The organism is Streptomyces sp. M92, from assembly GCF_028473745.1.
Lineage (GTDB): Bacteria > Actinomycetota > Actinomycetes > Streptomycetales > Streptomycetaceae > Streptomyces.
This window is the reverse complement of record NZ_CP101137.1, coordinates 6,720,031-6,744,599: the sequence shown is the minus strand read 5'-3', so window position 1 is coordinate 6,744,599 and position 24,569 is coordinate 6,720,031. Positions and strand designations below refer to the sequence as shown.

Sequence of the window (24,569 nt, the reverse complement as noted above, 5' to 3'; positions counted from 1 at the left end):
CCTGGAGGACCGCACGCCCATGAGATTCCTAGAGCGTGAACGCGCCACCCTCGCGAAGCTGCTGCCCGAACTGGACCCCGCCCTGCGCGAGGCCCCGCTGATGGAACTGGAGCGGCCGGGCAGCCCGGGCATCCGGCACTTCCGGGACAGCGGCGGTCCAGGACTGCTCGTCCCCGAGTCCCACCGGGGCCGGGGCGCCACCGCGCTCGATGCCCTGCGCGTGCAGCGGGCCATCGGCAGCCGCTCGCCGTCCCTGGCCGTGGCCACCACCATGCACCACTTCTCCATGGCCACGCTTGTCGGGATCGGCGGCCTAGGCGACGGCTTGGAGTGGATGCTGATCGAGGGCGTGGCCTCGTCCAACCGCGTGATCGCCTCCGGCTTCGCCGAGGGCCGCAGCGGCGCGGGCATCCTCGATCCGTCGATGACCGCCACGGTGACCGCGGACGGCGTCCGGATCAACGGCGTCAAACGGCCGTGCAGCCTGGCCCACTCCATGGACGTGCTCACCGCCAGCGTGATGATCCCGCGCGAGGACGGGCAGGGCGACGAACTCGCCGTGGCCCTCGTGCCCGCGGAGAGCGAGGGGATGAGCGTCAGCGGCTTCTGGTCCAGCGCCTTCCTCGCCGGGGCCGAGAGCGAACAGGTCACGCTCACCGACGTCCTCGTACCGCCGGAACTCCTGTTGCGCACCGCGACGTCCTCCGGTGAACAGCTCGACGAACTTCAGACGGCCGGTCTGATCTGGTTCCAGACGCTGATGACGGGCAGCTACCTCGGCGCCGCGAGCGCGCTGGTGGAGCGGGTGCTGCTGAACGACCGCATCCCCGAGCACGAGCGCGTACGCCTCTTCGTCGAGACCGAGGCCGCCATGGCCACCGCCGAGGCCGTCGCCCGGCGTATCGACGCCGGTGACCTCGACGAGTCGGCGCTCGCACAGGCGTTGTACGTGCGCTACGGCGTCCAGGACGCCATCGCCCGGGTCGTCCCGCGCGCGGTCGAACTCCTCGGCGGCCTCAACTTCATGACGTCCGACGAGGTGGGCCACCTGGCCGCCTGCGCCAACGGGCTCTCCCTGCACCCGCCGTCGCGCTCCCGGATGACCGCGCCGTTCTCCGCGTACCTGGCCGACCGGCCACTCGCCATCGCCTGACCGCGCCCCCACCGCCCATCGGTGCCGAGACTCGTTGGGAGAACACACCCCCCATGCCGTCAGACAACCAGCGTCTCGCCCTCCTGCCCGTCGGCCGTACGGGACGGCGCGACCGCCCCTGCCTGCTGCTCACCGGCGGTTCCGGAGTGCTCGGACGTGCCCTGATCGACGAGCTGTCACCCGACTTCGACCTGCTGTGCCTGCGCCGCGACACACCGTTGCGCGATCCGCGGGTGCGCGAGATCCAGGGCGACCTGGTCGCTCCCCGGCTCGGCCTGAGCCCACTGGCCTGGCACGAACTGGCCCTTGAGGTGGACGTGGTGCTGCACTGCGCCGCCGAGACCAACTGGCGTACCCCGCCACAGGACATCACGCGCACCAACCTGCGCGGGGCCGACAGCATGCTCGACCTGGCGGCCCGGGCCGACGCCCCGCTGTACCTGGTGAGTACCGCGTTCGTGGCCAACACCCTCTCCGAGGAGGACCGCCGGCGCTTCCCGGGTGCGGCCGCCTACCTCGACTCCAAGGCCAGGGCCGAACAGATGACACGCGAGGCGGGCGTGCCCGGCGCCATCGTCCGGCCCTCGGTCGTCATGGGTGACTCCGTCAGCGGCCGGATCGCCGGTCAGCAGGGGCTGACCAGGACGATCGGCTCGATGGTCCTGGGGCAGGCCCCGGTGCTGCCCGGAGCGCCCGAGACCCGGATCGACATGGTGCCCCAGGACTACGTCTCGCGGGCCATCGGCGACCTGGTCCGGGGCGGTGTGGCCGACGGCGAGTACTGGCTGACGGCCGGCAAGGAGGCCATCGGCCTGCGGGAGTTCACCGACGTCTGCGCGGACGTCGCCGTACGCCACGGCCTGCCCCGGCCCCAGCGGCCCCGGCTCATCCCCGTCGATGCCGTGCACCGGCTGCTCCTGCCCATGCTGGAGGGCACCTCGCTGCCCGCGTCCCTGAGGCGGTGGCTGGCGTACAACGCGGAACTGCTGCTGGTGTTCCAGCGGGAGCTGCCGTTCGACACCTCCCTCGGTGAACCCGACTGCGGCACCCGCCTGACCCGGACCGACATCCGGGCCGCCCTCGTACGCAACGCGGAGTGCTGGGTCGGCAAGAGGGCCGGCCTGCTCAGCCCGAAACGATCCGCCGCGACCGCCCCCATGGAGGTGGCGTCATGACCGTGTCACCCCCGTCCACCGGGACCACCGGGCCGACCTCCGGGTCCCCCGCCTCGACCTCCGGGACTGCCGGGCCGCGCTCCGTAACCGCCACGGCGTCCTCCGCCCCGTCCCCCGAGCCCCCCGCTCCGTCCTCCGAGCCCTCCACTCCCGGCGCCGGGACCGCCGCGCCGGCCGACCGGACCGACGTCGTGGACCTCTACCTGAAGCACATCGGCTCCGGCCGTGCCGTGATGGGCCGCGTCATGGGCGGCATGGCCGAGGTCCGCTCCGAGGGGACCTGGATCCACGCCGACGACGGCCGCCGCTTCCTGGACTTCGGCGGCTACGGCGTCTTCATCATGGGCCACCGCCACCCGGCCGTCGTGGAGGCGGTGCACCGGCAGATCGACACCCACCCGCTGGCCAGCCGCGTCTTCCTCGAACCCGTCGCCGCCCGGGCCGCCCAGGCGCTGGCCGCCCACACCCCGCCCGGCCTCGACTACGTCCACTTCGTCAACTCCGGCGCCGAGGCCACCGAGGCGGCCCTGAAACTGGCCCGCGCCCACGGACTCACCTCGGTGATCACCACCCGCAGCGGCTTCCACGGCAAGACCCTCGGCGCGCTGAGCGTCACCGCCAACGCCACGTACCAGACGCCCTTCCAGCCCCTGCTCCCGGACGTCACCCAGGTGGCCTACGACGACCCGGCCGACCTCGAACAGGCGCTGGCCGCCCGCCGTGACCGGGCCTGCGTCATCGTCGAACCCGTCCAGGGCGAGGGCGGCGTACGCATCCCCCGCCACGGCTACCTCAGCCAGGTGCGGGCGCTGTGCCGGGAGTACGGCGCCCTGCTGGTCGTCGACGAGGTCCAGACCGGCATGGGACGGCTGGGCACCTGGTGGGGCGTCGACGCCGAGGACGTGCGTCCGGACGTGCTGCTCGTCGGCAAGGGGCTCAGCGGCGGTGTCGTACCGGTCGCCGCGATGGTCGCCACCGCGGAGGCCTACGCCCCCTTCAGCCGCGACCCCTACCTGCACACCTCCACCTTCGGCGCCTCGCCGATCGCCTGCGCCGCCGCCCTCGCCACCGTACGGGCGATGGAGGAGGAGGACACCGTTGCCCGGGCCGCCGCGCTCGGCCCGCGCATCCTCACCGCCGTACGGGACGTGTGCGCGCCGTACGAGGGCGGACTGGTCCGCGAAGTGCGCGGCCGGGGTCTGCTGATGGGCATCGAGTTCGCCGAAGAACAGGCGGTCGGTGAACTCCTGCTGGAACTGATCTCCCGCGGTGTGCTCGTCAACAACTCCCTCAACTCCACGCGGGTGCTGCGGCTGACCCCGCCGGCCGTGGTCGAGGACTCCGCGCTCGATTTGTTCCTCACCACCCTCGGCGCGGCCCTGCGCAGCACGGCCGACCGTTTGACCAGCTGACACCGGCTCCTGACGCCGACGCCAGCCACCAGCTCCGGACACCAGCGTCCGGAAACCCTCCCGGAAGGAACCGAACGACCCATGCGCCACGTGGTCCTGCACGCCCTCGCCGACGGACTGGCACCCGCCGACGTCTACGGCCGCATCAGCGACTTCCGCCGCTACCCCGAGTACAGCGACACCTTCCGCGAGGTGCACGTCGAGCCTCCGCTGCCCGACGGCTCCACGCTCTCGGACTGGACCGTCGAGTTCCGGGGCGGCCTGATGCGGTGGCGGGAACGCGACACCTACTCGCCCGAGACGTACTCCATCGCCTTCGAACAGGTCAGCGGCGACTTCCAGGCCTTCGAGGGGAGCTGGCGCTGCGAAGCGAGGGACGGCGGCACGCTCGTCGTCTACACCGCGGCCTTCGACCTCGGCATCCCTTCCATGGCCGAGATCCTCGACCCGGTGGCCGAGTCGACCCTGCGGACCAACATCGCCCGCGTGCTGCGGGGCCTGGCGGGCGCGGAGGTGATCGATGAGCGCGCGGCTACGGCTCTTGACTGACCGGGCGGCCGTCGCGGACGCCCCGCCCCCGGTCGCCGACCCGCCGCGCGAGGAACCGCTGCACGACGAACCGGGGCCCGGCGCCGCCCGCTGTCTCGGCCTGTACGCCAAGCTGGCCGCCGGCGTGACCGTCGTGACCGCCCGCGGCGAGGACGGACCGCTGGGCATGACGGTGTCCGCCGTCACCTCGCTCTCCGCCCGCCCTCCGCTGCTGCTGGCCTGTCTGCGCGACGGCTCCCGCACCCTCGCCGCCGTCCGCGGCCGGCGGGCCTTCGCCGTGCATCTGCTGCGCGAGGAACAGCAGGATCTCGCGGGCCGGTTCGCGTCCCCCACCACGACCGCGGCGGAGCGGTTCGCCGGGACCGACACCCGGCAGGTGCTGGGCGTCCCCGTGCTGGCCGGCGCGCTCGCCTGGTCGGTGTGCCTGACCGAGGACGTACGCCGCTACGGCGACCACCACCTCGTCGTCGGCCGGGTCGCCGCCGTGCACGTGGGCGGCGGACGCCCGCTGCTGTGGCACGACCGCCGGTTCGGTGCGCTGACCGAGCCGGTGCCGGACGCCGCCGGATGACCAGGCCCCCGGCCGGAACGCCGTACTGGGACCCCGCGGAACTGCCGTCGCAGCCCCAGTTGCACGGCGTGGCCACCGCGGACGTGGCCGTCGTCGGGGCCGGCCTGGCCGGGCTGTCCTGCGCCTACCACCTGGCGGAGCGTGCCCCCGGGCTCGACATCGCGGTGGTGGACGCCGAGCACCCGGCCGCCGGCGCCAGCGGCCGGGGCACCGGTCTGCTGGGCCCCCGGGCCGGCCCCGCGGTCGACCGCGCGGTGCGCCGCTTCGGCCCGCAGACGGCGCGCAGGATGCACCGGGCCAGTGAGCGGGCGGTGCGGGACGTCCTCGCCCTGTGCGCCCGGCTCGACGTGCCCTGCGGGCTGCGGCCCGGCGAGCAGCTGGTGGCCACGCGGTCGTCCGCCGGCCTGGTGGCACTCGCCCGCCAGGCCCGCGCCTGCCGCGAACTCGGTCTGGACGTCCCCGTCCTCACCCCGGCCGGCATCCGCGACCGGGTCGGCGTGCCCTACCGGGCGGCACTCCTGCACCGCCCCGCCGCGACCCTCGACCCGGCCGCCCTGACCTGCGCCCTCGCCCGTGCCTGCGCCGACAAGGGCGTGCGATTCTACGGCCGCAGCCCGCTGCTGGCCCTCCACCGCGGCGACCTGGTCGGCCCCGAACTGGTCCTCCCGCACGGCAGGCTCTACGCCGGTCAGGCGGTGCTGGCCGTCAACTCGGCCGCGCAGGCACTGGACCTGCCGGTCGGCACCGTCCTGCCGCTCGAGGTGTACGCCGTCGCCACCGAACCGCTGAGCGCCCCGGCCTACGAGGTCCTGGGCGGGCGCGCCGGACACTCCGTCGTCGACGCCGTCCCGCTGGCGCCGTACTTCCGGCTGCTCCCGGACCAGGGCCTGGTGGCGGGCGGCGGTACCGCCACGGTCCCGGCGGGTATCGGCGCTCCCCGTCTCCAGGCCGTCAGGGAGCGTGCCTGGGCCCGGCTGGAGAGGTGGCTGCGGTCCCTGCATCCGGACCTCGCCCGGGTACGGGTCACCCACCGCTGGTCCGGCCGCATCGGCATGACGGGCGACGACCTGCCGGTGGTGGGGCCGGTGCCGGGCTTCGACGACGTCTGGTACATCGGCGGCTGCTGCGGGCACGGGCTCGCCCTGTCCGTGGCACACGGAGCCCACGTGGCCGCGGCCCTGCTGGGTGAGCCGGAACCCGGCGAACCGCTCCCGTGGCACCGCTCCCGGGCCCCGCGCCTGCCCGCACGCGGACCCGCAGGGCCCCTGCTGCGGGCGTACGTGGACGCGATGGGGCGAATCGCGCGGCACACCTGCTGACGGCAGGCGCGGCCCGCGCCCGTACCCCAGCTCCGCGGACCCGGCCTCGCAGCCCGACAGACCACCCTCAGGACCCGACCAGGAGGTTCCACGATGCGACCCCACCTCGGTACGGACGGCCGCCTGCCGTCGGCCATGTCCATGGGAACCGTAGATGTCGCCTTCCACCTGGCGACGGGCGGCAACCCCGTGCCCCTCGCGTTCACCTTCGGGTTCGAAGGCCGTGCCCCCACCCTGGACTCCGTACGCGCGCGGGTCGCCGAACGCGCCCACCACGTCCCGACGTTGCGCTACCGCATCGCACGGGACCGCGGGAAGTTCCGGAGAGTGGACCGGATCGCGGTGGACCGGCATGTGCACGAGGCGTGGCTGCCCGAGGACACCGACGGGTCGGCGACCAGCCGCCTGATGCTGTCCCGGCCGATGAGCACGGACGACCTGCCGCCCTGGGACGTGTGGCTGGTCCACGGTCCGGCGGACCGCCACACCCTGGTCTACCGAACCGACCACACCTACCAGGACGGCATGGGCGCCGCCTACACCGCCCGCGCTCTCCTCGGGGACCACCCCGAGGGCGGACCGGCCCCACAGCGTCCCGCCCGGCCCACCGCCCGCGGCCTCGCGGACGCCCTGGGCGAGGTGGTGGCCGCCTTCCGCGCGCCCACCCCGAAACCCGCGTTCGACGGAGAATCCACGGGCCGCGTCGACGTCTGCCACGCCGACACCCCGCTGGCCCGGCTGCGCGCCATCGCCCGCGCCCACGGCGGCACGGTCACGGACGTCTACCTCGCGGCTCTGTCCCACGCCGTGAGCACCTGGTACCTGAAGGACACCGGCTCGGCCCATCCACCGCTGCCCGTGTCGATCCCGATGTCGGTCCGGGCCCCGGGAGAGGAGTACGCCCCGGGCAACCGCATGGTCACCGCCCGGCTCCTGCTGCCCTGCGACGAGGAGTCACCCCAGCGGGCCCTGGCCCGGGTCGTCGCCCGCACGGGCCGGCTGCGGGAGAGCCGGCGGCGCGACGCCATGCGCCTGCTGCTGTCCACCGCCCCGCGGACGCTCGGCGCCACCGTCGGCACCCGCCTGGTCCGCGGGGCGTTCGTGGCCGGCCCGGTGAGCAGCGTGAACTTCGGCACGGCCCTGGTCCACCAGGGGGTCGCGGCCCGTCGCGCGGCCGTCTTCGCCGGCGTCGCGTCAGGCATCCGGTGTGTGACGACGCTGACGAGCCAGCACGACACCGCGTGCCTGACCGTCGTTCACGACGAGGCCCTGGCGGCCGCGGACGAACTCCCCGACCTGTGGCTCGCGGCGCTGTCGGAGCTGGAGCGACCGTAGCCACGGCACCACGCGCGGGGCCCCGGACGCACGTCGTCCGGGGCCCCGCGCGTGCCGTCTCAGCAAGTGCCGCGCAGCGTTCCGGTGGTGAGGAAGACGCACTCCGCGGCGGTCGTGCCGACCAGCGGCAGATACGGGGAGAGGCGCTCGACCGCGTACGGCAGCGTGTACAGGTCGGCGGCCTCCGCGTCCCAGCCGTGCTCCGCCCACCAGCGCTGCGGCTCGGCAATCTGCCAGTTCCAGGCCAGTCCGATCGTCGACAGGGCGTCCATGAACGGCGCGACGAACGGGGAGGACGTGGTGGCGGAGTTCACGCACTCGGCGCCGAACATGCTGCCGGACGCGGAGAGTTCGGTCATCGCGGCGACGACGGCCTCCACCTCCGAGGGCCGAAGGAAGTACAGGGGTGCTTCCCAGAGCCATGCGGTGGGCCTGCCTGGATCGAATCCCGCCGCCCCGAGTTCCTCCCTCCAGGGTGCTGTGCCGTCGGCTTCGACGAAGGTGCGGCGTCCGCAGGAGAGCCGGCTGCAGTCCAGTACGTACTTCTTGAAGGCCCCTACGGCCGCGTCCTCCACCTCGAAGACGTGCACCCCGGTCGGCCAGTCGAGCCGGAAGGCACGGGTGTCCAGCCCGGCGCCGAGCAGCACGACCTGGCGGCAGCCCGAACGGGCCGCGGCGAGAAGGTAGTCGTCGAAGAAGCGGGTGCGTACCACCTGGTAGTCGGGCAGCAGGCGCTGCATCGGTCCGTCACCGGGCGGGCCTCCGTCGAACCCGGCGGCGTGGAGGAAGTCGGCGGCCCACGGGTCGCGGACGAGCGGCGCGGGCCGGAGGTTCTCCGCCGCGTGTGCGGCGGCCGTCCACAGCGCCGCGCGGGAAACGCCGTGCGGGGTAGTGGCGGGCGGCGCGAACGGTGACTGCCGACGTGTGGATTCCGGCATGGGATCTCCTTGAGGTGGGGCGGGGCGGTCGTGCGGACCCGGATCATCCGGAGCGGCGACGGCCCAGCAGGAAGGCCGCGGCACCCAGCGCGAGCAGGCTTCCGGAGGGGCGGGTGGGCCGCTGGCCGCCCATCGCGGCGGGGGTGCGCGGCTCGTGGATGTTCAGCGCGAACTGACGGTTGGCCACGTCGGAGAGGACGCCCCGGACCTGTTCCGGACTGGTGACGGCGGCCAGCAGAAGCTCCATGGAGTTCCGGGCGAACTGGTTGCGGCCGAGGAAATCGCGGCCCAGTGCGAAAAGGATCTTCGGCACCTCCGCCTGGAACACCTCGGGCAGCGTGATCTCGGGAGCCATACACCGCACCGAACCGTCGAGGTTCGCGAAGGACTTGCCCAGCAGTGAGACGGCCGGCGGCGAACCGATCCCGCGCTTGGTCGCCTTGGCCAGCACGGTGGTGAGCGCGACACCGAAGTTCATGTCCTCCAGTGAGAGATGGGAGACGCTGGGCACGAACGCGGCCATGTCGGCGGCGAACGCGGGCATGTTGGCCCACGGCGTCATCCGGCCCATCTCCGCCCAGTGCTGCGCCGTCCCGGCCCCGTCGCTCTGCGCCAAGGCCATGAACAGCGGCAGCAGCTGAAGACTGGTCCTGCGGTCCAGGCGGCCGACCATGCCCCAGTCGATCAGCGTCGCGGGTCCGCCGGGAGCGGCGAAGACGTTGCCGGCGTGCGGGTCGGCGTGGAAGAAGCGATGGACGAAGTACCCGTGGTACATGAACCGCAGCAGGTCCTTGCCGATCTCCACGCGCTCGTCGTCCGTGAAGTGCGCGCGGTCGACGTGCCGCACCGACTTCCCGTCGGCCAGCGACTGGACGAGGACCCGGGGGCTGGCGTGCAGGACCCGGGGCACCTCCAGGGAGCGGAACGGGCGGACGTGGTCACGGGCCTCGTCCATGTTGCGGGCCTCGCCGGTGAAGTCCAGCTCCGGCTCCATGGCGTCGAAGACCGAGCCGAGCATCGCCTCGATGTCGATGACCTCGTTGAACCGGGGAGCGACACGGGCCACGATCTTCGACGCCCGGCGCATCAGGGCCATGTCCGCGAGTACGCCCTCGCGGATGCCGGGTCGCTGGATCTTCACCACGGCCGCGCGCCCACCGGGCAGCGTCACGCGGTAGACCTGGGCGAGGGACGCCGCCCCCAGCGGGGCGACGGTCTCGATGTCGTCGAAGCGCAGCTTCCAGTTCGGCCCGAGGTCCCGGGCCAGTACCGGCTCGAACTCCGAGAACGGCTGCACGTCGACCTCGTCGTGCAGGTTCTGCAGTTCGTCCCGGATGGACTGGGGGACCATGTCGGGCCGGGTGGAGAGGACCTGTCCGAGTTTCACATAGAAGGGGCCCAGGCTCTCCAGGGCATGCCGCACCGCCTTGGCACGGCGCTGTTCCGCCCCGGCGGTGGCCTCTGCCGCGGACCCGGCGGAGCCGACGAGGCCCTCCGCCGGGGACCGCGTGTCCCGCTTCGTACGTCTCCGCAGCCGGGTCGCCTGTCCCACCTCGTCGGCCACGAGGCTGCCCAGGACCCTGACCACGAGACGCAGCCGATCGCCGACGACAGACGTCATCGTGTGTGATCCTCCTCAGATCGCGGCCCGGGTACGGAACGGCGGTCGGCGTGCACCACGGAGACGGCCGGACGGGACGGTGGCACGGCCGGTCAGCCCGAGGTCGAGGACTGTCCGCCCTGGGACGGCTTGCCGCCCTGCCCCTGCTGACCGGTCAGGCCCTGCAGGGCCGCCAGCCCCTGCTGACCGGCCTGGGCCGGCAGGTTGGTCATGTTCTGCAGGCCCTGGACCGCCTCGAGGAGCTTGGGCAGCACCTGGAGCAGCTGGGTGAGCTGGGTCGGCAGCGCCATCAGGTCGCCCGCCCCGCTCGCCGCGTTTCCGAGGCCTCCGGCCAGCTGACCGAGCCCGCCGAGCGCACCGGCCGCGCCGCCGGCCGCGGCGAGCGGATTGGCCGCCCCGCCCAGCGCGGCCAGGGGGTTGCCCGCCCCGCCCAGCGCGGCCGCGAGCGGGTTGCCGCCGCCCCCGGCACCGGTGAGCGCGGCCAGGGGGTTCTGCGCTGCGCCCGCGACGTTCCCCAGTGGGCCCGCGGCCCCCGAGGCGAGGCCGGCGAGCGGGTTGCCGGCTGCGCCGGCCCCGCCGAGGGCGGCCAGCGGGTTGGCGACCCCCGCGAGCGCGGTCGCCGGGTTGACGGCCCCGGCCAGTGCGGCGAGGGCGTTCGGGGGCAGCTCGGCCAGCGTGCTGACGGCGTTGCCGGAGCCGCGCGACGATCCTGAGTCGTCGTCTCGGTTCAGGAGGTCGTCGAAAGCCTCCTTCCAGCTGTCGGTCATATCGCCGACCAAATCCTTGAAGATGTCTTGGATGTTCTTGCTATTGCCCATGAGCGTGGTCCCTTTCCGTTTCTCTGTGATGGGAGAGGTGCGGTTTTCGGGTGTTACCGGGCACAGCCTTCCAAGGCTTTCGCGCAGACGTTTTTCAATCGCGCGCGGCCCCTGGTGAAGGCGGCCTCGGCCGCCTTGACGGAGATGTTGTGTATGCGGGCGAATTCCGCAGTGGAAATACCCTTGGCACGGGCGAGTATGACCTCCTGCTCCCGCCCTCGCAGGTGTTGTACCTGGCCCAGAAGCCATCTGCCGAAGTCCTCGTCGCAGACGTCCTCCTCGGTCGTGCCCGGGGTTTCCGCGAGCGCCGCACGCTGGAGGAGTCTGCCGCGACGCTCCATGTCGCGGTAGAAGTCGATGCAGAGGCGAAGCGCCACGGACGTCAGAAAGGCACCGAGTCGATTTCTGTCCAACGTGGCGTGGGCGGCTGCCCGGGCCATGGTTTCCTGAACGCAGTCCTCGGCGTCCTGAAGACTTGGCAGTCTTCGCCGAACCAGCCGCATGAGGCGGTCCTGATGCTGGAAGATTTCTTCCCAGGAGCATTCAGCGGGCGATTGGCAGGTGGAATGTCGCACCATCGTGGATTGCAGCCCGTTGTCTCTCGGATTGTGCAGGGAGAACCGCGGCCGACTTTCCATTTGCCGGCCATGTGGTTTTCCTACCCGAGGCCCAGGAGCGGCAAACCGGAATATGTACCTCCGACGGTCCGCAGGAATGTTTTTCCGCGCTCATTTCCGAGGAGCGGGCCGCCGCGCCCAGTCGCGGTTCCAGTTGAGCCACATGTCCCTTACGGTCTGGTGCACTTGGGAGCTGCCGGCGCGCAGCTCGGTGGTGTACGCCTGGATCGCTTCCTTGCCCACCAGCCGCGCTCCGCCGGTGAAGTAGGAGCCCCGGACGTGCCGCGGTGAGCGGTACTTGCCCCACAGCAGGATCTTCATCAGCGGCCAGAGGGTGAACACCCCGGACGGGCACCGGTCGTCGGGGTCCAGGGTGCCCCACACCGTCGGGGCCAGCCCGCTCTCGCCCAGCACCTCGTAGATGCGTGCGATCGCCTGCTCCTTCGTCAACTCGCCCGCACGATAGGCGAGTACGGCGTCCCGCGCCTGGTCGAACATCCGCTCCACCCAGGGGTTGTCCATACCCTGGAGACCTCGGTACGGCGGCAGCTCCAGCATGTCGAAACAGGCCGGGTCGTGCGTCTTCTCGAACGTCACGGCGACCTGGTTCTGGGCGTTCGTGCCGTACAGCGTCGTGATGGTCCACACGCGGTTCCAGGCGTTCCACAGGTCGAAGTCGTCGAACGCGATGTAGCTGCAGGACACCAGGTCGTCGTAGAACCGGAACATGCGCTTGGTCCAGTGATCCAGGTACGCGAACCGGGAGGTGTCGAAGTCGTTCTGGCGCACCGCGTCGATCAGCCGGTGACTCAGCGCGTTCAGTGCCATCACGGTGACGGCGAGACCGCTGGAGAAGAGCGGGTCGATGAAGTCACTGGCGTGCGGCAGCAGACACCACCGGTCGCCGACCACCTTCTGCGAGGCGAACTGGGTGCGGTCGGTGGACACGTACGGCCGGACCGCCCGCGCCCGCTCGAACTGCCGGGCCACACTGGGGAACCGGCGCACGTACCGCCAGAACTCCTCCTGAGCCGAGATGTCCTCCGGCCGGGGGTGCTGGTCGAGATCGAGGTTGATGCCGACACTGCACAACTGGTTCGTGCTGGTCGACTGGTTGTCGAACGGGATGACCCAGAACCATCCGCCCGGGAACATGTGATGGAGCGTTCCCTGGCTGAACGGGCTGGGCATGCCGTGCTGTTCACGCGAAGGCGCCACGGCGTCGAAGGGGCGCACGTCCACCATGTGCGTGAAGATCGTGCGCGACCTCGTGCGGTAGGGCGGTTCCTGCCGCAGTCCGAGACGCTCGGGCAGGACCGCCCGCATGCCGCCGGCGTCGACCACGTACGAAGCCCGGAAGGTGCCCCGGTCCCGGGTGACGAGCGTCGCGCCGTCCTCCTCGAACTTCACGTCGTCGACCATGGTGTGGGTGTACGCGGTCACGCCGTAGGACACGGCGACGTGGAACATGTAGGCGTCCACGTCCTGCCGGAAGTAGTGCGAGTCGGGACCGAGCGGAGGCCCCCAGGTGGGGTACTGGGTGCACTCGTCGGGCCGGGTGGGCTCACCTTCCCGGTGGTAGATGAAGCTGAAGTTTCGCTTGACCCCGCTGTTCGACGACACGTGGCGGCGCAGTGCCGCGTTGGTCGCCAGGTGCTCGAGCTCAGGGACGTCGTAGCGGCGGGCCAGGACCCGCAGGCCGAACGTGGTCTCGGGGACGGTGGACTCTCCGATGGCGAACCTGGGGTGGCCGCTGCCTTCGAGCAGCAGCACCCGCACGCCGTGACGTGCGAGTACGGTCCCCAGCATCGTCCCGCCGATGCCGCCTCCGACGATGGCGACATCGAAAACACGCTGGTCTTCTTGCATGTCTGCGGTTCCTTTCGCGACGGGAAGGGCGAGTCGCCGGGCTCCCCGGTCACCGGTGGGTGACCGGGGAACCCGGCAGCACCCGGCGCAGCCCGCAGGCCACCACCCGGGCGGAGAAGGACACGGCGAACCCGGGGGTGGGCGCCAGTTGGGCCAACAGGCGGCGGTCACCGGGCACTTGCCGCTCGCCGCGCCCGGTGACGTCCAGCCACACGCCGAAGTGCAGCAGCCGCGCCTCGGGTCCGGCGTCGCGGGCGGGGAACGGCCGCATGTGTTCGCGCACCGCACGCGTGAGGGTCGTGCGCCGCACCGTGCCCACCTGGTGCCGGGCCAGGAACTGGTCGAGCAACTGGGCGGAGCGGCGCGGGAATCCGCCGCGACCGAGCGGAGTGCGCCCTACCAGCCCGGCGTCGTGGAACGCCGCGGCGGCCAGCAGGCCGACCCGGTCGTAGGCGGTCCCGCGGGTCCGCGCACAGGCGTCGGCCAGCAGGAACGTCCGCAGAGAGTGCACGGCGACGTGGGGCGGCAGGAGCCGGCACATCTCCGTCAACGCGGCGCCCGCGAGGGGGTGCCCGAGCAGCTCCGCGAGGGCCGGGCGGCCGAGCAGAGGCCGCCACGCCTCGGGCAACGTCTTCGGTGGATCGACGTGCGAACTCACCCCGCTCTCCTCGGAGTCGGAGACTCCCGGCGTCTCAGGCCCTGCGGCCATGGCTCAACCCCCCTTGCCTCGTGACCTCTTGGCTGTGTCCGTCTCACCTGTCTTTACGCTCGGGTCGCCCCCGCCCCCCGGCCCCCCGTTCCACAACGCCGCGTGCAGGTAAGCGCGTTGGCGTGCAACCGACGGCGCGCGATACCGGAAACGCGCTCCGGGCGTACGTTCCGGCCGTCCATTCGGAGCCGTGTCCTGTTCGAATGAATGAGCCCTACTCATCCGTTGTGGCGGTGCGGGAGCGGTGACGGCCAGGAGGATGCGCCCTGCGCTCCCACTGGCGGAAGATTTCTGTAATAGACCTCGTGAGGCGCGGGGAGTGTTCAGGGCAGGACCGAATCTCGCCTGTGCTGAAATGCGGTGTTCGTATGGCCAGTTCCCCGATCAGTGACGATTTGCGACTACCGTCGGAAATCGATGCGTCGGCTCTGACGGACGTTCCCGAAGGGCCGCCCGAGAATATTCTGCTGACAGGAGCCACGGGATTCCTCGGCGGTTTCCTGCTCGCCGACCTGCTGGATGCGACCGACGCTCGAATTCATTGCCTGGTGAGGGCTGAGTCGGCCGCTCAGGCCCGGGAGCGGCTCGCCGGTCAGTTACGCGCCCGGGAGGTGCCGGAGCACCACATGTCCCGGGTCGACGTCGTGCCCGGCAGCCTGGCCAAGCCGCGGTTCGGCCTGACCGACGAGGAGTTCTCGGGCCTCTCGCGCGGCATCGACGTCATTTACCACTGCGGTGCTTGGGTCAATCTTCTGGCGAGCTACCCGATCCTGCGCGGTTGCAATGTGTCGGGAACCCGGGAAATCCTGAGACTTGCGACCCGGACCCGCCGCATTCCCGTGCATTACATCTCGACGATGGGGGTGATCCCGGCGGCCCGGGAGGCCGGGGCCGGTGTCTCCGGTTACTGCGCTACGAAATGGGTCGCCGAGCAGTTGGTCGCGCAGGCCGCGGACCGTGGCTTGCCCACGATGGTGCACCGGCCCGGTGTGATCCTGGCGGACTCGCGCAGCGGCCTGGTGGGGAAGTCGGACTGGTTCGTCCACCTGACAGCGGCGAGCATCCGCGCCCGCTGCGCCCCCGACCACCCCGGTCTCCTGCCGGTGGGCACGGTCGACTTCACCAGCCGCGCCATCGTCGACCTGTCCCTGAGCCGGCGTGCCCGAGGACAGGTGTTCCACGTGATCGATCCCGAACCGCTGCCCTTCCGGTCGTACTTCCAGGGCTTCGCGGACGCGGGTGTCGACCTTCCGCTCGTTCCGTTCGGCACCTGGCTGGAGCGGCTTCGCGACCTGGGCGACGAGGTTCCCCGCAGCACCATGCGGCTGGCCGGCGAGACCCTCCGGCAGATGATCCCGGCCCCGGAGCGCGACACCGCAGGCCTCACCGCGGCGTCCGCGCACCGCGCCCCGCCCGTGCTCGACTCCGACTACTTCCGCAGGGTGCTCGCCTTCCTGGGCCGCGAGGTCATGCTGCCCGCCCAGTGACCCACGCGCGGTCCTCTCCTTCCGCGCACCCCCCGTATCCCATCAGCTGGAGTTTCCGCATGTCCCCTTTCACTCTGGAAGACCTGACGGCGATGGTGGCCGAGATCGCCGGCGCCGAGGCGGCCCGGGCGCTCTCGGAGCAGCCGGCCGACGCGCCCTTCACGTCGTTGGGGTTCGACTCGATGGCCGTCATCGAACTGGCCGAGCGGATCCAGGAGCGCTACGGCGTTCCCATCCCGGACGAGGCGGTGCACGATCTGCGCACCGTCCGGCGGACCCTCGACTACGTGAACGGCCGGGCAGCCGTCGCCGCGGCGGACGGAGCCCGCTGATGGCCCGGGGCGCGGGACGGCTGACCGGCATCGGCGTCTACCGCCCCGGTGGCCTGCTCACCAGTGCCGAACTCGACACCAGGTTCGGCCATGAGGAAGGCTATATCGAGCAGATCACCGGAATCCGGACCAGGCTGAAGGCCGACCCCGACGACACCTTCGTCGAGATGGCCGCGCAGGCGGCGGACAAGGCCCTGGCCCACGCGGGAGTGCTCGCCGAGGACCTGGACTGTGTCCTGTTCTCCTCCGCCAGCAGCGTCGGCCAGGCATCGTGCCGGGCCGCCGGTCTCACCCACCGCATCGGAGCCGGCCGGGCCGGCGGGCTCGACGTCAACGGTGGGTGCGCCGGGTTCAGTTACGGGCTGACCCTGGCCTCCGGACTCATCGCCGCACAGCAGGCGCGTCAGATCCTGGTCGTCGCCGCCGAGCGGCTGGGCGACATCACCGACCCCGACGACTGCGGGACCGTCATGCTCTTCGGCGATGCCGCCGGGGCCGCGGTGGTCAGCGCCGCGGAGCACGGCGGGATCGGACCGGCGGTGTGGGGAACCCACGGCCCCGGTGAGCCCTGGATGACCAGCGCCCCGCCCAAACCCGGCGCCGCCCGCCCGTACATGCACATGGACGGCACCCGGGTGGTCCGCTGGTTCGGTTCACACATGCCGCAAGTGGCCCGGGACGCACTCGACGCGGCCGGGCTCACCTGGGACGACATCGGCGCCTTCGTGCCGCACCAGTGCAACGGGCGGCTGATCGACGCGATGGTGCGCCGACTGCGCCCGCCCGCGCACGTGGCGATCGCCCGCAGCATCGTCACCGACGGCAACACCAGTTCGGCGTCCATCCCGCTGGCCCTGGAGTCGCTGCTCGCCTCGGCCACCGTACGGCCCGGCGACAAGGCGCTGCTCCTGGGCTTCGGCGCCGGGCTGACCTGGTGCGCCCAGGTGGTCGAACTTCCGTAAGGAGCACCTCATGAACGTCACGTCCGCGTCCCCCGCGGTCGGCCTCAGGCCCGCCGGCGAACCCGAAGCCGGTGTCGTGGCCCGTCCCCTGTCCCGTCTGTCCGACGCCGACCTCGGCACCCTGCTGATGATCCGCCACTTCGAACTGGCCGTGCTGGAGCTGTTCTCCCAGGGCCGGCTGCACGGCACCACGCACACCTGCCTCGGCCAGGAGTACATCCCCGTCGCGCTCTACCCGCTGCTGGACGAGGGCGACTACGTCTTCAGCAACCACCGCGGGCACGGCCACTACCTGGCCCGCTTCCACGACCCGCACGGTCTGCTCGCGGAGATCATGGGGCGGGCCGGCGCCGTCTGCCACGGCGTGGGCGGCAGTCAGCACATCTACCGCGACCGCTATCTGTCGACCGGCGTACAGGGCCAGAGCCTGCCCGTCGCCGTGGGAGTCGGCCTGCACCTGAAGGGGGCCGAGCCGGGCCGGATCGCGGTGGTCCACATCGGCGACGGCACCTGGGGCGAGGGCGCCGTGTACGAGGCACTCAACATGGCGCAGTTGTGGCAGGTCCCGGTGCTCGTCGTGGTGGAGCACAACGGGATCGCCCAGTCGACACCGACCGAGCGGCAGATGTCCGGCACCGTCGAGGCCCGGGCGGCGGCCTTCGGCGTCGGGCACCTGCGGCTCGACTCCGTGGACGTCACCGACGTACGCGCCGCCCTCACCCCCGTGGTCGAGCAGGTCCGCGACCGGCACCGGCCGTACGTGGTCGAGTGCGTCACCCACCGCGTGGGCCCGCACAGCAAGGGGGACGACACGCGCGCGGCCGAGGTCCGTGAGCGAGCGGCCCGGCACGACTGGTACCGCCGCTACCGACAGGACCATCCCGCACAGTTCGCCGCCACCGACCAGGCACAGGCGGAGGCCGTCGCCGCCGTCGTACGAGAGGTCGGCGCGCGTCCGGCGTCCCGATGGGAGGCCCGATGACCAGGCGCCAGCGCGTGGCCGAGAACCTCAACAGCGCACTGCACCACATCCTCGGCGCCCACCCCGGCACCTATCTGATCGGCGAGGACGTCGCCGACCCCTACGGTGGGGCGTTCAAAGTGACCCGGGGGCTCTCCGACCGCTTCCCGGACCGGGTGCTCTCCTCACCGCTGAGCGAAGGCGGCATCGCCGGCGTGGGCGCGGGCCTGGCCCTGGCCGGCAACCGGTCCGTGGTCGAGATGATGTTCTCGGACTTCGCCGCGCTGGCCTTCGACCCACTGCTGAACTTCGCCGCCAAGTCCGTGTCGATGTACGGCCGCAGGGTCCCGATGAGCATGGTCGTCCGCTGCCCCACCGGCGGCAACCGGGGGTACGGCCCGACGCACAGCCAGAGCCTGCAGAAGCACTTCCTCGGCATTCCCTCGCTGCACCTGCGGGAAGTCACCCCGTTCCACGACAACCAGCGCGTACTGACCGCGATGCTCGACCGCGAGGAGCCCGGTGTGCTCTTCGAGGACAAGGTGCTCTACACCCGCGCCATGTACCAGGACGGGGTCGTGGACGACCTCTTCCGCTACGAGGTGCTGGCCGATCCCAGCGAGACCGCCCGGGTGTTCGCGCCGGACTGCGGGCCCCCCGACTGGATCCTCATGGCCCCGGGCGGCCTCACCGAACGGGCCGTCACCGCCCTGCGCACCCTGCTCCTCGAAGAGGAGATCACGTGTGAGCTGCTGGTGCCCTCCCAGCTCTACCCCTTCGACAGCAAGGCGCTGCTCCCGGTGCTGTCCCGTGCCGACCGCATCTGCGTCATCGAGGACTCCACGGCCGACGGGACCTGGGGCGAACTGGTCGCACAGCAACTCCACGAGCAGCTGTGGAGCCGACTGGCCCGCCCGGTGCTGCCGCTGAGTGCCGAGCCGAGCATCGTACCGACCGCGGCGCACCTGGAGCACGACGTGCTGCTCCAGCCGTCCACCATCCACCGCGCGATCACGGAGGCGACGAAGTGATCGGCATCGAGCTGCCCACGCTCAACACGAACGACTCCAGCTACACCCTGGTCGAGTGGCTCGTCCCCGACGGCAGCAGCATCGAGGGCGAGGAACCGCTGGCGGTCGTGGAGACCTCCAAGGCCAGTGAGGAGATCGAGAGCACCGGCCCCGGAATCCTGCACGTCCTCGTCGGCGGCGGCCAGGACTGCAGGCCGGGGCAGACCATCGCGTACCTCTTCGAGTCGGCCGAGGCGCGCGACTCCTACCGGGCGTCGGCCGCCACCCCGGCGACGGCATCCGCGCCCCCCGGCGCGGAGCTGAGCATCACCAACGCGGCCCGTGCGCTCGCCGACAGCCACGGCGTGTCCGAGGCGGAGCTGCGCGGGCTCGGGCGCACGGTGGTCCGTACGGCCGATGTCGAGGACCTGGTGCGGCGGGCCGCGTCGGCGCCCTCCTCCCCCCAGCGCCAACTGTCGAAGCGACAGCGGACGGTGGGGGCGGTGGTGACCGAGTCGATGCGGACCGTTCCGGCCGCGGCCGCCTACGCCAAGGTCGACGTCGGGCAGGCGGAGGAACTGGCGCGGCAGCTGTCCGAGCGCACCGGCAGTTTCGTCTCCCTGCCCGTCCTGCTGATCAAGGCGGTGGCGCGCCGGCACGCGGCACACCCCCTGATGTTCGCCGCGCTCACCGACGACGGCGCGGTACGCGAGAGCCAACGGGCCCATGTGGGCGTCACCATGGACGCGGGCCGAGGTCTGTACACCCCGGTGGTGCACGACGCCGCCGAGCTGAGCAGCGACCGGATCGCCGACCTGCTGACCGGCTTCCGGAGCAAGGCGTTCCGGGGCACGTTCCAGGCCGCCGAACTCGCCGGGGCCAACATCATGGTCGCCCCGCACACCACGGAGGGCATGGTGCTGGCCACCCCCATCGTCTTTCCCGGCCAGACCTGCGTGCTCTCCATCGGTGCCGTCGACGACCAGGTGCGACTGGACGCGCAGGGCACCCCTCGCAGCCACCGGTTCGTCCACCTCGGGCTGGTGTACGACCACCGGGTGGTCAACGGCAGGGACGCGATGGCCCTGCTCGAGGACGTCAAGGCGGAGCTGGAGGCACCGGCCGCGCTCAGCTGACCGCCGACCCGCCACCACGGAACTCCGTCACCACGGAACCCCACCACTCGGAACCCCACCACCCCGGGGTACCGCCCGTCGGACCGGAAAGGACAATCCTGACATGACCACCGACACCACCCCCCACAGCCGCGCCTACGACCTGCTCGCCTCGGTTCTCAGCAACAAGTTCGAGGTGCCCCCCGAGGCCATCGTCCCCACCGCGACCTTCGAACAGCTGGACCTCGACTCGCTGGCCGTGGTGGAGCTCTTCGTCGTACTCACCGAGGAACTCGGCATCGAAGTACAGGACGGCGAGGCCGACCCGGACCTCACCCTGGCCGGCGTGGCCGACCTCATCGCCCAGGCCGTCAAGCCGTGACCGGCGCCCGGCCCGACGTCGCCGTCACCGGGATCGGCCTGGTCACTCCGGCCGGCACCGGCCGCGAGGCCACCTGGGACGGCGTGTGCGCGGGCCGCCCCACCGCCCGGTTCGTCCCCGAACTCAAGGGTCTGCCGGTCGACTTCGCCTGCCTCGTACCGGACTTCTCCCCCCGCGATCACGTCCCCGGCGCACGCCCCTGGCAGTACGACCGCTTCACCCAGTTCGCCCTCCACACCGCCCTGGAGGCGGTTTCCGACGCCGGCCTGGACCCGGCCGACTGGGACGCGGACCGCGTCGCGGTGGTCTTCGGCAGCTCGGCCGGCGGCACCGGCACCATGCTGGAACAGCACCGCAAACTACTCGAAACGGGCCCGGCACGCGTCTCGCCGATGCTGCTGCCGATGTTCCTGCCCAACATGGCCACCGGACAGCTCACCATCCACCTGCGTGCCCGGGGCCCGGCGCTGTGCACGGTCACCGCCTGCGCCTCCGGCGCCACCGCCATCGGCACCGCCCTGCAACTCCTGCGCTCCGGGGCCTGCGACATCGCCGTCGCGGGGGCATCCGACGCGGTCGTACAGCCTTTCTGGGTGACCGGCTTCGACCGGATGGGCGCGCTGTCCCGGCGCGGCGACGACCCGCAGGCCGCCTCCCGGCCCTTCGACACCGCCCGGGACGGCTTCGTCATGGCGGAGGGCGGTGCGGCCCTGGTCCTGGAGCCGGCGAGTGCGGCCAGGGCGCGCGGACGCCCCGGCTACGCTCTGCTGGCGGGCTACGGAGCATCGTCCGACGCCCACCACCCCGTGGCACCCGACCCCGAGGGCGAGGGCGCCGCCCTCGCCGTGCGGCGGGCCCTCGACGACGCCGGCGCCCGCCCCGCGGACGTACAGCACATCAACGCGCACGGCACCAGCACGCCGCTCAACGACGCCGCCGAGGCCCGTCTGATCCGTCGCCTCTTCCCTCACCAGCCCCCCGTGACCTCCGTCAAGGGCACCCTCGGCCACCTGCTCGGCGCGGCCGGGGCGGTCGAGGCGGCGATCACCGCCCTGTCCGTGGCGCACGGCCGGGTGCCTCCCGTGGCCAACCTCGAGAAACAGGAAGGAGACACCGAGATCAACGCCGTCACCGGCACCAGCCGGGCCCAGCCCGTCGACCTCGCCCTGAGCCATTCCTTCGGCTTCGGCGGCCACAACGCCGTACTCGCCTTCAGAAGCTGCCCCACCGAACCGGTCCGGGAGCCGGCCGCTCCTTCACCGTGAGCATCTCCAGGCGGCGGCAGCGGCCGTCCGAACGACCTCTCCGCCGCCCGGTCGCGGGTTCGTTGCGGAATTCGATGGACGCGGGACCGAGGAGATCGTTCGCACTCCGCGCCATTGCCCAACGAAAGGGAGAACACCATGAGCTTCCTCAGCCCCCGCCTCCCCGGCGTCACCTCGGACGACGTCGTCACCGACATCACCGAGGCCCCGCACCGCCTGGGCGCGGTCGCCCAGGCCGGCGGGGCGCAGGTCATCGCCACCGTCGACGTACAGGCGGGAGAGGACGACTGGAACGACCCGCCCACCGAGGAGCATCCGCGTCCGGTGGTGCTCGTGCACGGCACCTTCGGCAACCGCGGCTACACCTGGAACACGGCGGCACCGCTGCTGCGACAGCACGGTCACCGGGTCTTCCGGCTCGACTACGGCCGGCACGGCCACCCCGTGCTCTTCGGCCTGGGCGACATCAAGCGCTCCGCCCGGCAGCTCGCGGACTTCGTCGACGAGGTACTGCGGCGGACCGGCGCCCAGCAGGTCGACGTGGTCGGCTTCTCGCAGGGCGGTATGGTGCCGCGCTACTACCTGAACGCCCTGGGCGGAGGACCCAAGGTGCGCAACTTCGTCGGCATCGCGCCCAGCAACCACGGAGTCACGGGCCAGGGGCTGATGAACCTCGCCCGCCAGATTCCCGGCGCGGTGGAACTCCTCGAACAGGGCGCCGTCGGGGAGGTCGTGCCGGCCTGGCCGCAGCTCCAGCACGACCACCCCTTCCAGCGCGAGCTGGTCGATCTCGGCGAGACGACGGAGGGCGTCCGCCACACCGTCATCGCCACCCAGTACGACGACGTGGTCACTCCGTACACGTCGTGCGCCCTCGCGAGGACCGAGGGCCGCCACGTCAACAACATCGTCCTCCAGGACATCGATCCGGACGACCACACGCCGCACGTGAGCATGCCCTACAACGCGACCGTGCTGAACGAGGTCCTCAAGGCCCTGGCCGGCTGAGCCCTGCTGCCGTCCAGGAGAACGCGGGCGACCAGCGCCGGGTCGTCGTTCATCGGGACGTGGCCGCAGCCGGGCAGCCGCACCAGGCGGGCCCGCGGCATGGCGTGCTTGGCGCGTATGCCCTGCCGGGGCAGGAGCAGCCGGTCCCGGTCACCCCACGCCACGGTGACGGGGACGCCGGGCACGTCGTCGGTGAACAGCACGCTCCGTCCGGTCCGGAGCGTCTCGGAGAACCCCTGCGCGTGTGCGAGCGCCAGCGTCTCGGCGACGACCGCCTCGGGGGAGCGGCGGCCGGGACGGGCGTAGATCGTACTCGTCAGCGCGGTGCGGCCGACCGCGGTGCGGGACAGCCGTTCGACCAGCGGGAGGGGCAGGCTCCGGGCGGTCCGGCGCATCCCCATCAGGACGCCGAAGGCGTAGCGCCGCTCGGCCTGCGTCCAGAAGCCGGCCGGGGACAGGGCCGTCACCGACCGCACCAGGTTCTCGCGGCCGAGCTCCAGGGCCAGCAGACCGCCCAGCGAGTTGCCGGCCACGTGCGGCCGGTCGAGCCCCAGCGCCGCGCAGAAGGCGCCGAGTATCGCGTTCATCGTCGGCAGATCGTGCGGCAGGCCGTGCGGCAGTGCGGACGACTGCCCGAACCCCGGCAGGTCCACGGCCACCACCTCGCGCTCGGTCGCGAGGATGTCGACCACCGGGTCCCAGGCCTGCCGGTGGTGGCCTATGCCGTGCAGCAGCAGCAACGGCTCGCCCTCACCCAGGCGCGCGTAGGCGAGGGTGATGTCCTGCGGACCGTGCTCGGTGGGGGCCGTGAAGGAGAGCGTTTCGGACATGGGGCTCCTTGTTGCTCCTTGTCGGGAACACGTGTTGTGGGAACACGCGTCGTAGGAACGCATGTCGCCGGGAACGGATGAACGACGACGTTGCGTAGACACCTTGTCAGTAAGAGCTACCGACGGGTAGCCCCCGGTCACCGGTCGGCTTCGGGCGGGGGTGATTCCGCCTGGACACGGCCGCACGCGTCCGCTGGGATGGAACGGTGACCACCGAAACCGCGACCGACGTCTTCGAAGAGCACCGCCCCGTCCTCCTGGGCGTCGCCTACCGCATGCTGGGCCGCCTCGCCGACGCGGAGGACGTGGTCCAGGAGGCCTGGCTGCGCTGGTCCGGCGCCGACCGCTCCGCAGTCCGTGAACCGCGCGGCTACCTGGTGCGGACCACCACCCGACTGGCCATCGACCGGCTGCGCCAGATCAAGTCGCGGGGCGAGACGTACGTCGGACCGTGGCTGCCCGAGCCCTGCGCCACGGACTTCGGCCAGACCGTGCCGGACACCGCCGAGCGCGCCGTCCTCGCCGACTCGGTGTCCTTCGCCGTCCTCGTGGTGCTGGAATCGCTGTCCCCGCTGGAGCGGGCGGTGTTCGTCCTGCGGGAGGCGTTCGGCTACCCCTACGCCGACATCGCCGCCATGCTGGAACGCGGCGAGGCCGCGGTGCGCCAGCTCGCCGGGCGCGCCCGCAAGCACGTCGAGGAGCGCCGGCCGCGCTACGACGTCGATCCGGCCCAGCGCCGCGACCTGACCGAACGCTTCCTCGCCGCCGCGGCCGACGGCGACCTGGACGGTCTGATGGCCCTGCTCGCCCCGGACGTCCGGCTGATCGGCGACAGCGGCGGCAAGTCCAGGGCGCCGCTGCGGGTGCTGGAGAGCGCCGACAAGGTGGGCCGCTTCCTGCAGGGCGCCGCGCGCAAGGGTGTCCCGGACGTCTCCTTCCGCTTCCTGGAGCTCAACGGCGGACCGGCCCTGCTCGTCCTGTCCGGCGGCAAGCCGGACTCCGTCTTCCAGCTCGACGTCGCCGACGGACGGGTCCAGTCGATCTACGTCGTCCGCAACCCCGACAAGCTGCGTCACCTCGCCGACCTCGGCTAGCCACGCCGCACGGCACCGCACCGCGGCGCCCCGCCGG

General features: G+C 71.9%; 24 protein-coding genes. 17 read left to right on the top strand and 7 right to left on the bottom strand.

What is annotated here, in order from left to right:
* Nucleotides 1-19: 19 nt before the first annotated feature.
* From M6G08_RS31105 to M6G08_RS31075, 7 genes are all read left to right on the top strand, one after another.
* Nucleotides 20-1,153: an acyl-CoA dehydrogenase family protein gene (locus M6G08_RS31105; protein WP_272590462.1), complete on the top strand. Its 1,134-nt coding sequence runs from the start codon at nucleotides 20-22 to the stop codon at nucleotides 1,151-1,153.
* Between the two features lie 53 nt (nucleotides 1,154-1,206).
* Entirely contained in the window at nucleotides 1,207-2,328 is a 1,122-nt protein-coding gene (locus M6G08_RS31100) for an SDR family oxidoreductase (RefSeq protein WP_272590461.1), read from the top strand.
* Complete coding sequence (locus M6G08_RS31095) at nucleotides 2,325-3,740, top strand: aspartate aminotransferase family protein (RefSeq protein ID WP_272590460.1); 1,416 nt, start codon at nucleotides 2,325-2,327, stop codon at nucleotides 3,738-3,740. The genes M6G08_RS31100 and M6G08_RS31095 overlap by 4 nt, the downstream gene beginning before the upstream one ends.
* 81 nt (nucleotides 3,741-3,821) lie before the next feature.
* A complete protein-coding gene (locus tag M6G08_RS31090) occupies nucleotides 3,822-4,289 on the top strand; it encodes an aromatase/cyclase (RefSeq protein ID WP_272590459.1) in 468 nt (155 codons plus the stop codon).
* Entirely contained in the window at nucleotides 4,261-4,860 is a 600-nt protein-coding gene (locus tag M6G08_RS31085) for a flavin reductase family protein (RefSeq protein ID WP_272590458.1), read from the top strand. The genes M6G08_RS31090 and M6G08_RS31085 overlap by 29 nt, the downstream gene beginning before the upstream one ends.
* Complete coding sequence (locus M6G08_RS31080; protein ID WP_272590457.1) at nucleotides 4,857-6,179, top strand: NAD(P)/FAD-dependent oxidoreductase; 1,323 nt, start codon at nucleotides 4,857-4,859, stop codon at nucleotides 6,177-6,179. Before M6G08_RS31085 ends, M6G08_RS31080 begins: the two co-directional genes overlap by 4 nt.
* Nucleotides 6,180-6,272: 93 nt before the next feature.
* On the top strand, nucleotides 6,273-7,514 hold the full coding sequence (locus tag M6G08_RS31075) for a wax ester/triacylglycerol synthase domain-containing protein (protein ID WP_272590456.1): 1,242 nt from the start codon (nucleotides 6,273-6,275) through the stop codon (nucleotides 7,512-7,514).
* A gap of 59 nt (nucleotides 7,515-7,573) precedes the next feature.
* Here the strand turns inward: M6G08_RS31075 and M6G08_RS31070 are convergent, their stop codons facing one another.
* The 6 genes from M6G08_RS31070 to M6G08_RS31045 all read right to left on the bottom strand — a co-directional run bounded on the left by M6G08_RS31070 (nucleotide 7,574) and on the right by M6G08_RS31045 (nucleotide 14,086).
* Entirely contained in the window at nucleotides 7,574-8,452 is an 879-nt protein-coding gene (locus M6G08_RS31070; protein ID WP_272590455.1) for an SAM-dependent methyltransferase, read from the bottom strand.
* 43 nt (nucleotides 8,453-8,495) lie between these two features.
* Nucleotides 8,496-10,073 (bottom strand): ABC1 kinase family protein, encoded by a 1,578-nt coding sequence (locus M6G08_RS31065; RefSeq protein WP_272590453.1) that lies wholly within the window; start codon nucleotides 10,071-10,073, stop codon nucleotides 8,496-8,498.
* A gap of 92 nt (nucleotides 10,074-10,165) precedes the next feature.
* The gene (locus M6G08_RS31060; protein WP_272590452.1) at nucleotides 10,166-10,840 is read right to left on the bottom strand and encodes a hypothetical protein; all 675 of its coding nucleotides are present in this window, start codon (nucleotides 10,838-10,840) and stop codon (nucleotides 10,166-10,168) included.
* A gap of 104 nt (nucleotides 10,841-10,944) precedes the next feature.
* Nucleotides 10,945-11,529: an RNA polymerase sigma factor gene (locus M6G08_RS31055; RefSeq protein ID WP_272590450.1), complete on the bottom strand. Its 585-nt coding sequence runs from the start codon at nucleotides 11,527-11,529 to the stop codon at nucleotides 10,945-10,947.
* A gap of 90 nt (nucleotides 11,530-11,619) precedes the next feature.
* Nucleotides 11,620-13,377, bottom strand: a complete 1,758-nt coding sequence (locus M6G08_RS31050) for an NAD(P)/FAD-dependent oxidoreductase (protein WP_272590449.1) — start codon at nucleotides 13,375-13,377, stop codon at nucleotides 11,620-11,622.
* A 49-nt stretch (nucleotides 13,378-13,426) separates the two neighbouring features.
* Nucleotides 13,427-14,086, bottom strand: coding sequence for an HD domain-containing protein (locus M6G08_RS31045; protein ID WP_272590448.1), 660 nt, complete (start codon nucleotides 14,084-14,086; stop codon nucleotides 13,427-13,429).
* A 368-nt stretch (nucleotides 14,087-14,454) separates the two neighbouring features.
* Here M6G08_RS31045 and M6G08_RS31040 point away from each other — a divergent pair, with 368 nt between their 5' ends.
* The 9 genes from M6G08_RS31040 (at nucleotide 14,455) to M6G08_RS31000 (ending at nucleotide 22,608) form a co-directional block, all read left to right on the top strand.
* Nucleotides 14,455-15,573, top strand: coding sequence for an SDR family oxidoreductase (locus tag M6G08_RS31040; protein ID WP_272590447.1), 1,119 nt, complete (start codon nucleotides 14,455-14,457; stop codon nucleotides 15,571-15,573).
* Between the two features lie 59 nt (nucleotides 15,574-15,632).
* A complete protein-coding gene (locus M6G08_RS31035) occupies nucleotides 15,633-15,905 on the top strand; it encodes an acyl carrier protein (protein WP_003977559.1) in 273 nt (90 codons plus the stop codon).
* Nucleotides 15,905-16,867 carry a ketoacyl-ACP synthase III gene (locus M6G08_RS31030; RefSeq protein ID WP_272590445.1) on the top strand — a complete coding sequence of 321 codons (963 nt, stop codon included), beginning with the start codon at nucleotides 15,905-15,907 and terminating at the stop codon, nucleotides 16,865-16,867. The genes M6G08_RS31035 and M6G08_RS31030 overlap by 1 nt, the downstream gene beginning before the upstream one ends.
* A gap of 10 nt (nucleotides 16,868-16,877) precedes the next feature.
* A complete protein-coding gene (locus M6G08_RS31025; RefSeq protein ID WP_272590444.1) occupies nucleotides 16,878-17,849 on the top strand; it encodes a thiamine pyrophosphate-dependent dehydrogenase E1 component subunit alpha in 972 nt (323 codons plus the stop codon).
* On the top strand, nucleotides 17,846-18,859 hold the full coding sequence (locus M6G08_RS31020) for an alpha-ketoacid dehydrogenase subunit beta (protein WP_272590443.1): 1,014 nt from the start codon (nucleotides 17,846-17,848) through the stop codon (nucleotides 18,857-18,859). Before M6G08_RS31025 ends, M6G08_RS31020 begins: the two co-directional genes overlap by 4 nt.
* Nucleotides 18,856-19,974, top strand: coding sequence for a 2-oxo acid dehydrogenase subunit E2 (locus M6G08_RS31015; RefSeq protein ID WP_272590442.1), 1,119 nt, complete (start codon nucleotides 18,856-18,858; stop codon nucleotides 19,972-19,974). The genes M6G08_RS31020 and M6G08_RS31015 overlap by 4 nt, the downstream gene beginning before the upstream one ends.
* A 103-nt stretch (nucleotides 19,975-20,077) precedes the next feature.
* Nucleotides 20,078-20,335: an acyl carrier protein gene (locus M6G08_RS31010; protein ID WP_272590441.1), complete on the top strand. Its 258-nt coding sequence runs from the start codon at nucleotides 20,078-20,080 to the stop codon at nucleotides 20,333-20,335.
* Nucleotides 20,332-21,600, top strand: a complete 1,269-nt coding sequence (locus M6G08_RS31005) for a beta-ketoacyl-[acyl-carrier-protein] synthase family protein (protein WP_272590440.1) — start codon at nucleotides 20,332-20,334, stop codon at nucleotides 21,598-21,600. Before M6G08_RS31010 ends, M6G08_RS31005 begins: the two co-directional genes overlap by 4 nt.
* Nucleotides 21,601-21,738: 138 nt before the next feature.
* Nucleotides 21,739-22,608 (top strand): alpha/beta fold hydrolase, encoded by an 870-nt coding sequence (locus M6G08_RS31000; protein ID WP_272590439.1) that lies wholly within the window; start codon nucleotides 21,739-21,741, stop codon nucleotides 22,606-22,608.
* Here M6G08_RS31000 and M6G08_RS30995 read toward each other — a convergent pair.
* Nucleotides 22,560-23,438 (bottom strand): alpha/beta fold hydrolase, encoded by an 879-nt coding sequence (locus M6G08_RS30995; protein WP_272590438.1) that lies wholly within the window; start codon nucleotides 23,436-23,438, stop codon nucleotides 22,560-22,562. The two genes, M6G08_RS31000 and M6G08_RS30995, sit on opposite strands and share 49 nt — an antisense overlap.
* Before the next feature lie 206 nt (nucleotides 23,439-23,644).
* On the opposite strand from M6G08_RS30995, the gene M6G08_RS30990 reads away from it, so the two are divergent.
* Nucleotides 23,645-24,532: an RNA polymerase sigma-70 factor gene (locus M6G08_RS30990; protein ID WP_272590437.1), complete on the top strand. Its 888-nt coding sequence runs from the start codon at nucleotides 23,645-23,647 to the stop codon at nucleotides 24,530-24,532.
* The last annotated feature ends 37 nt before the right edge of the window (nucleotides 24,533-24,569 follow it).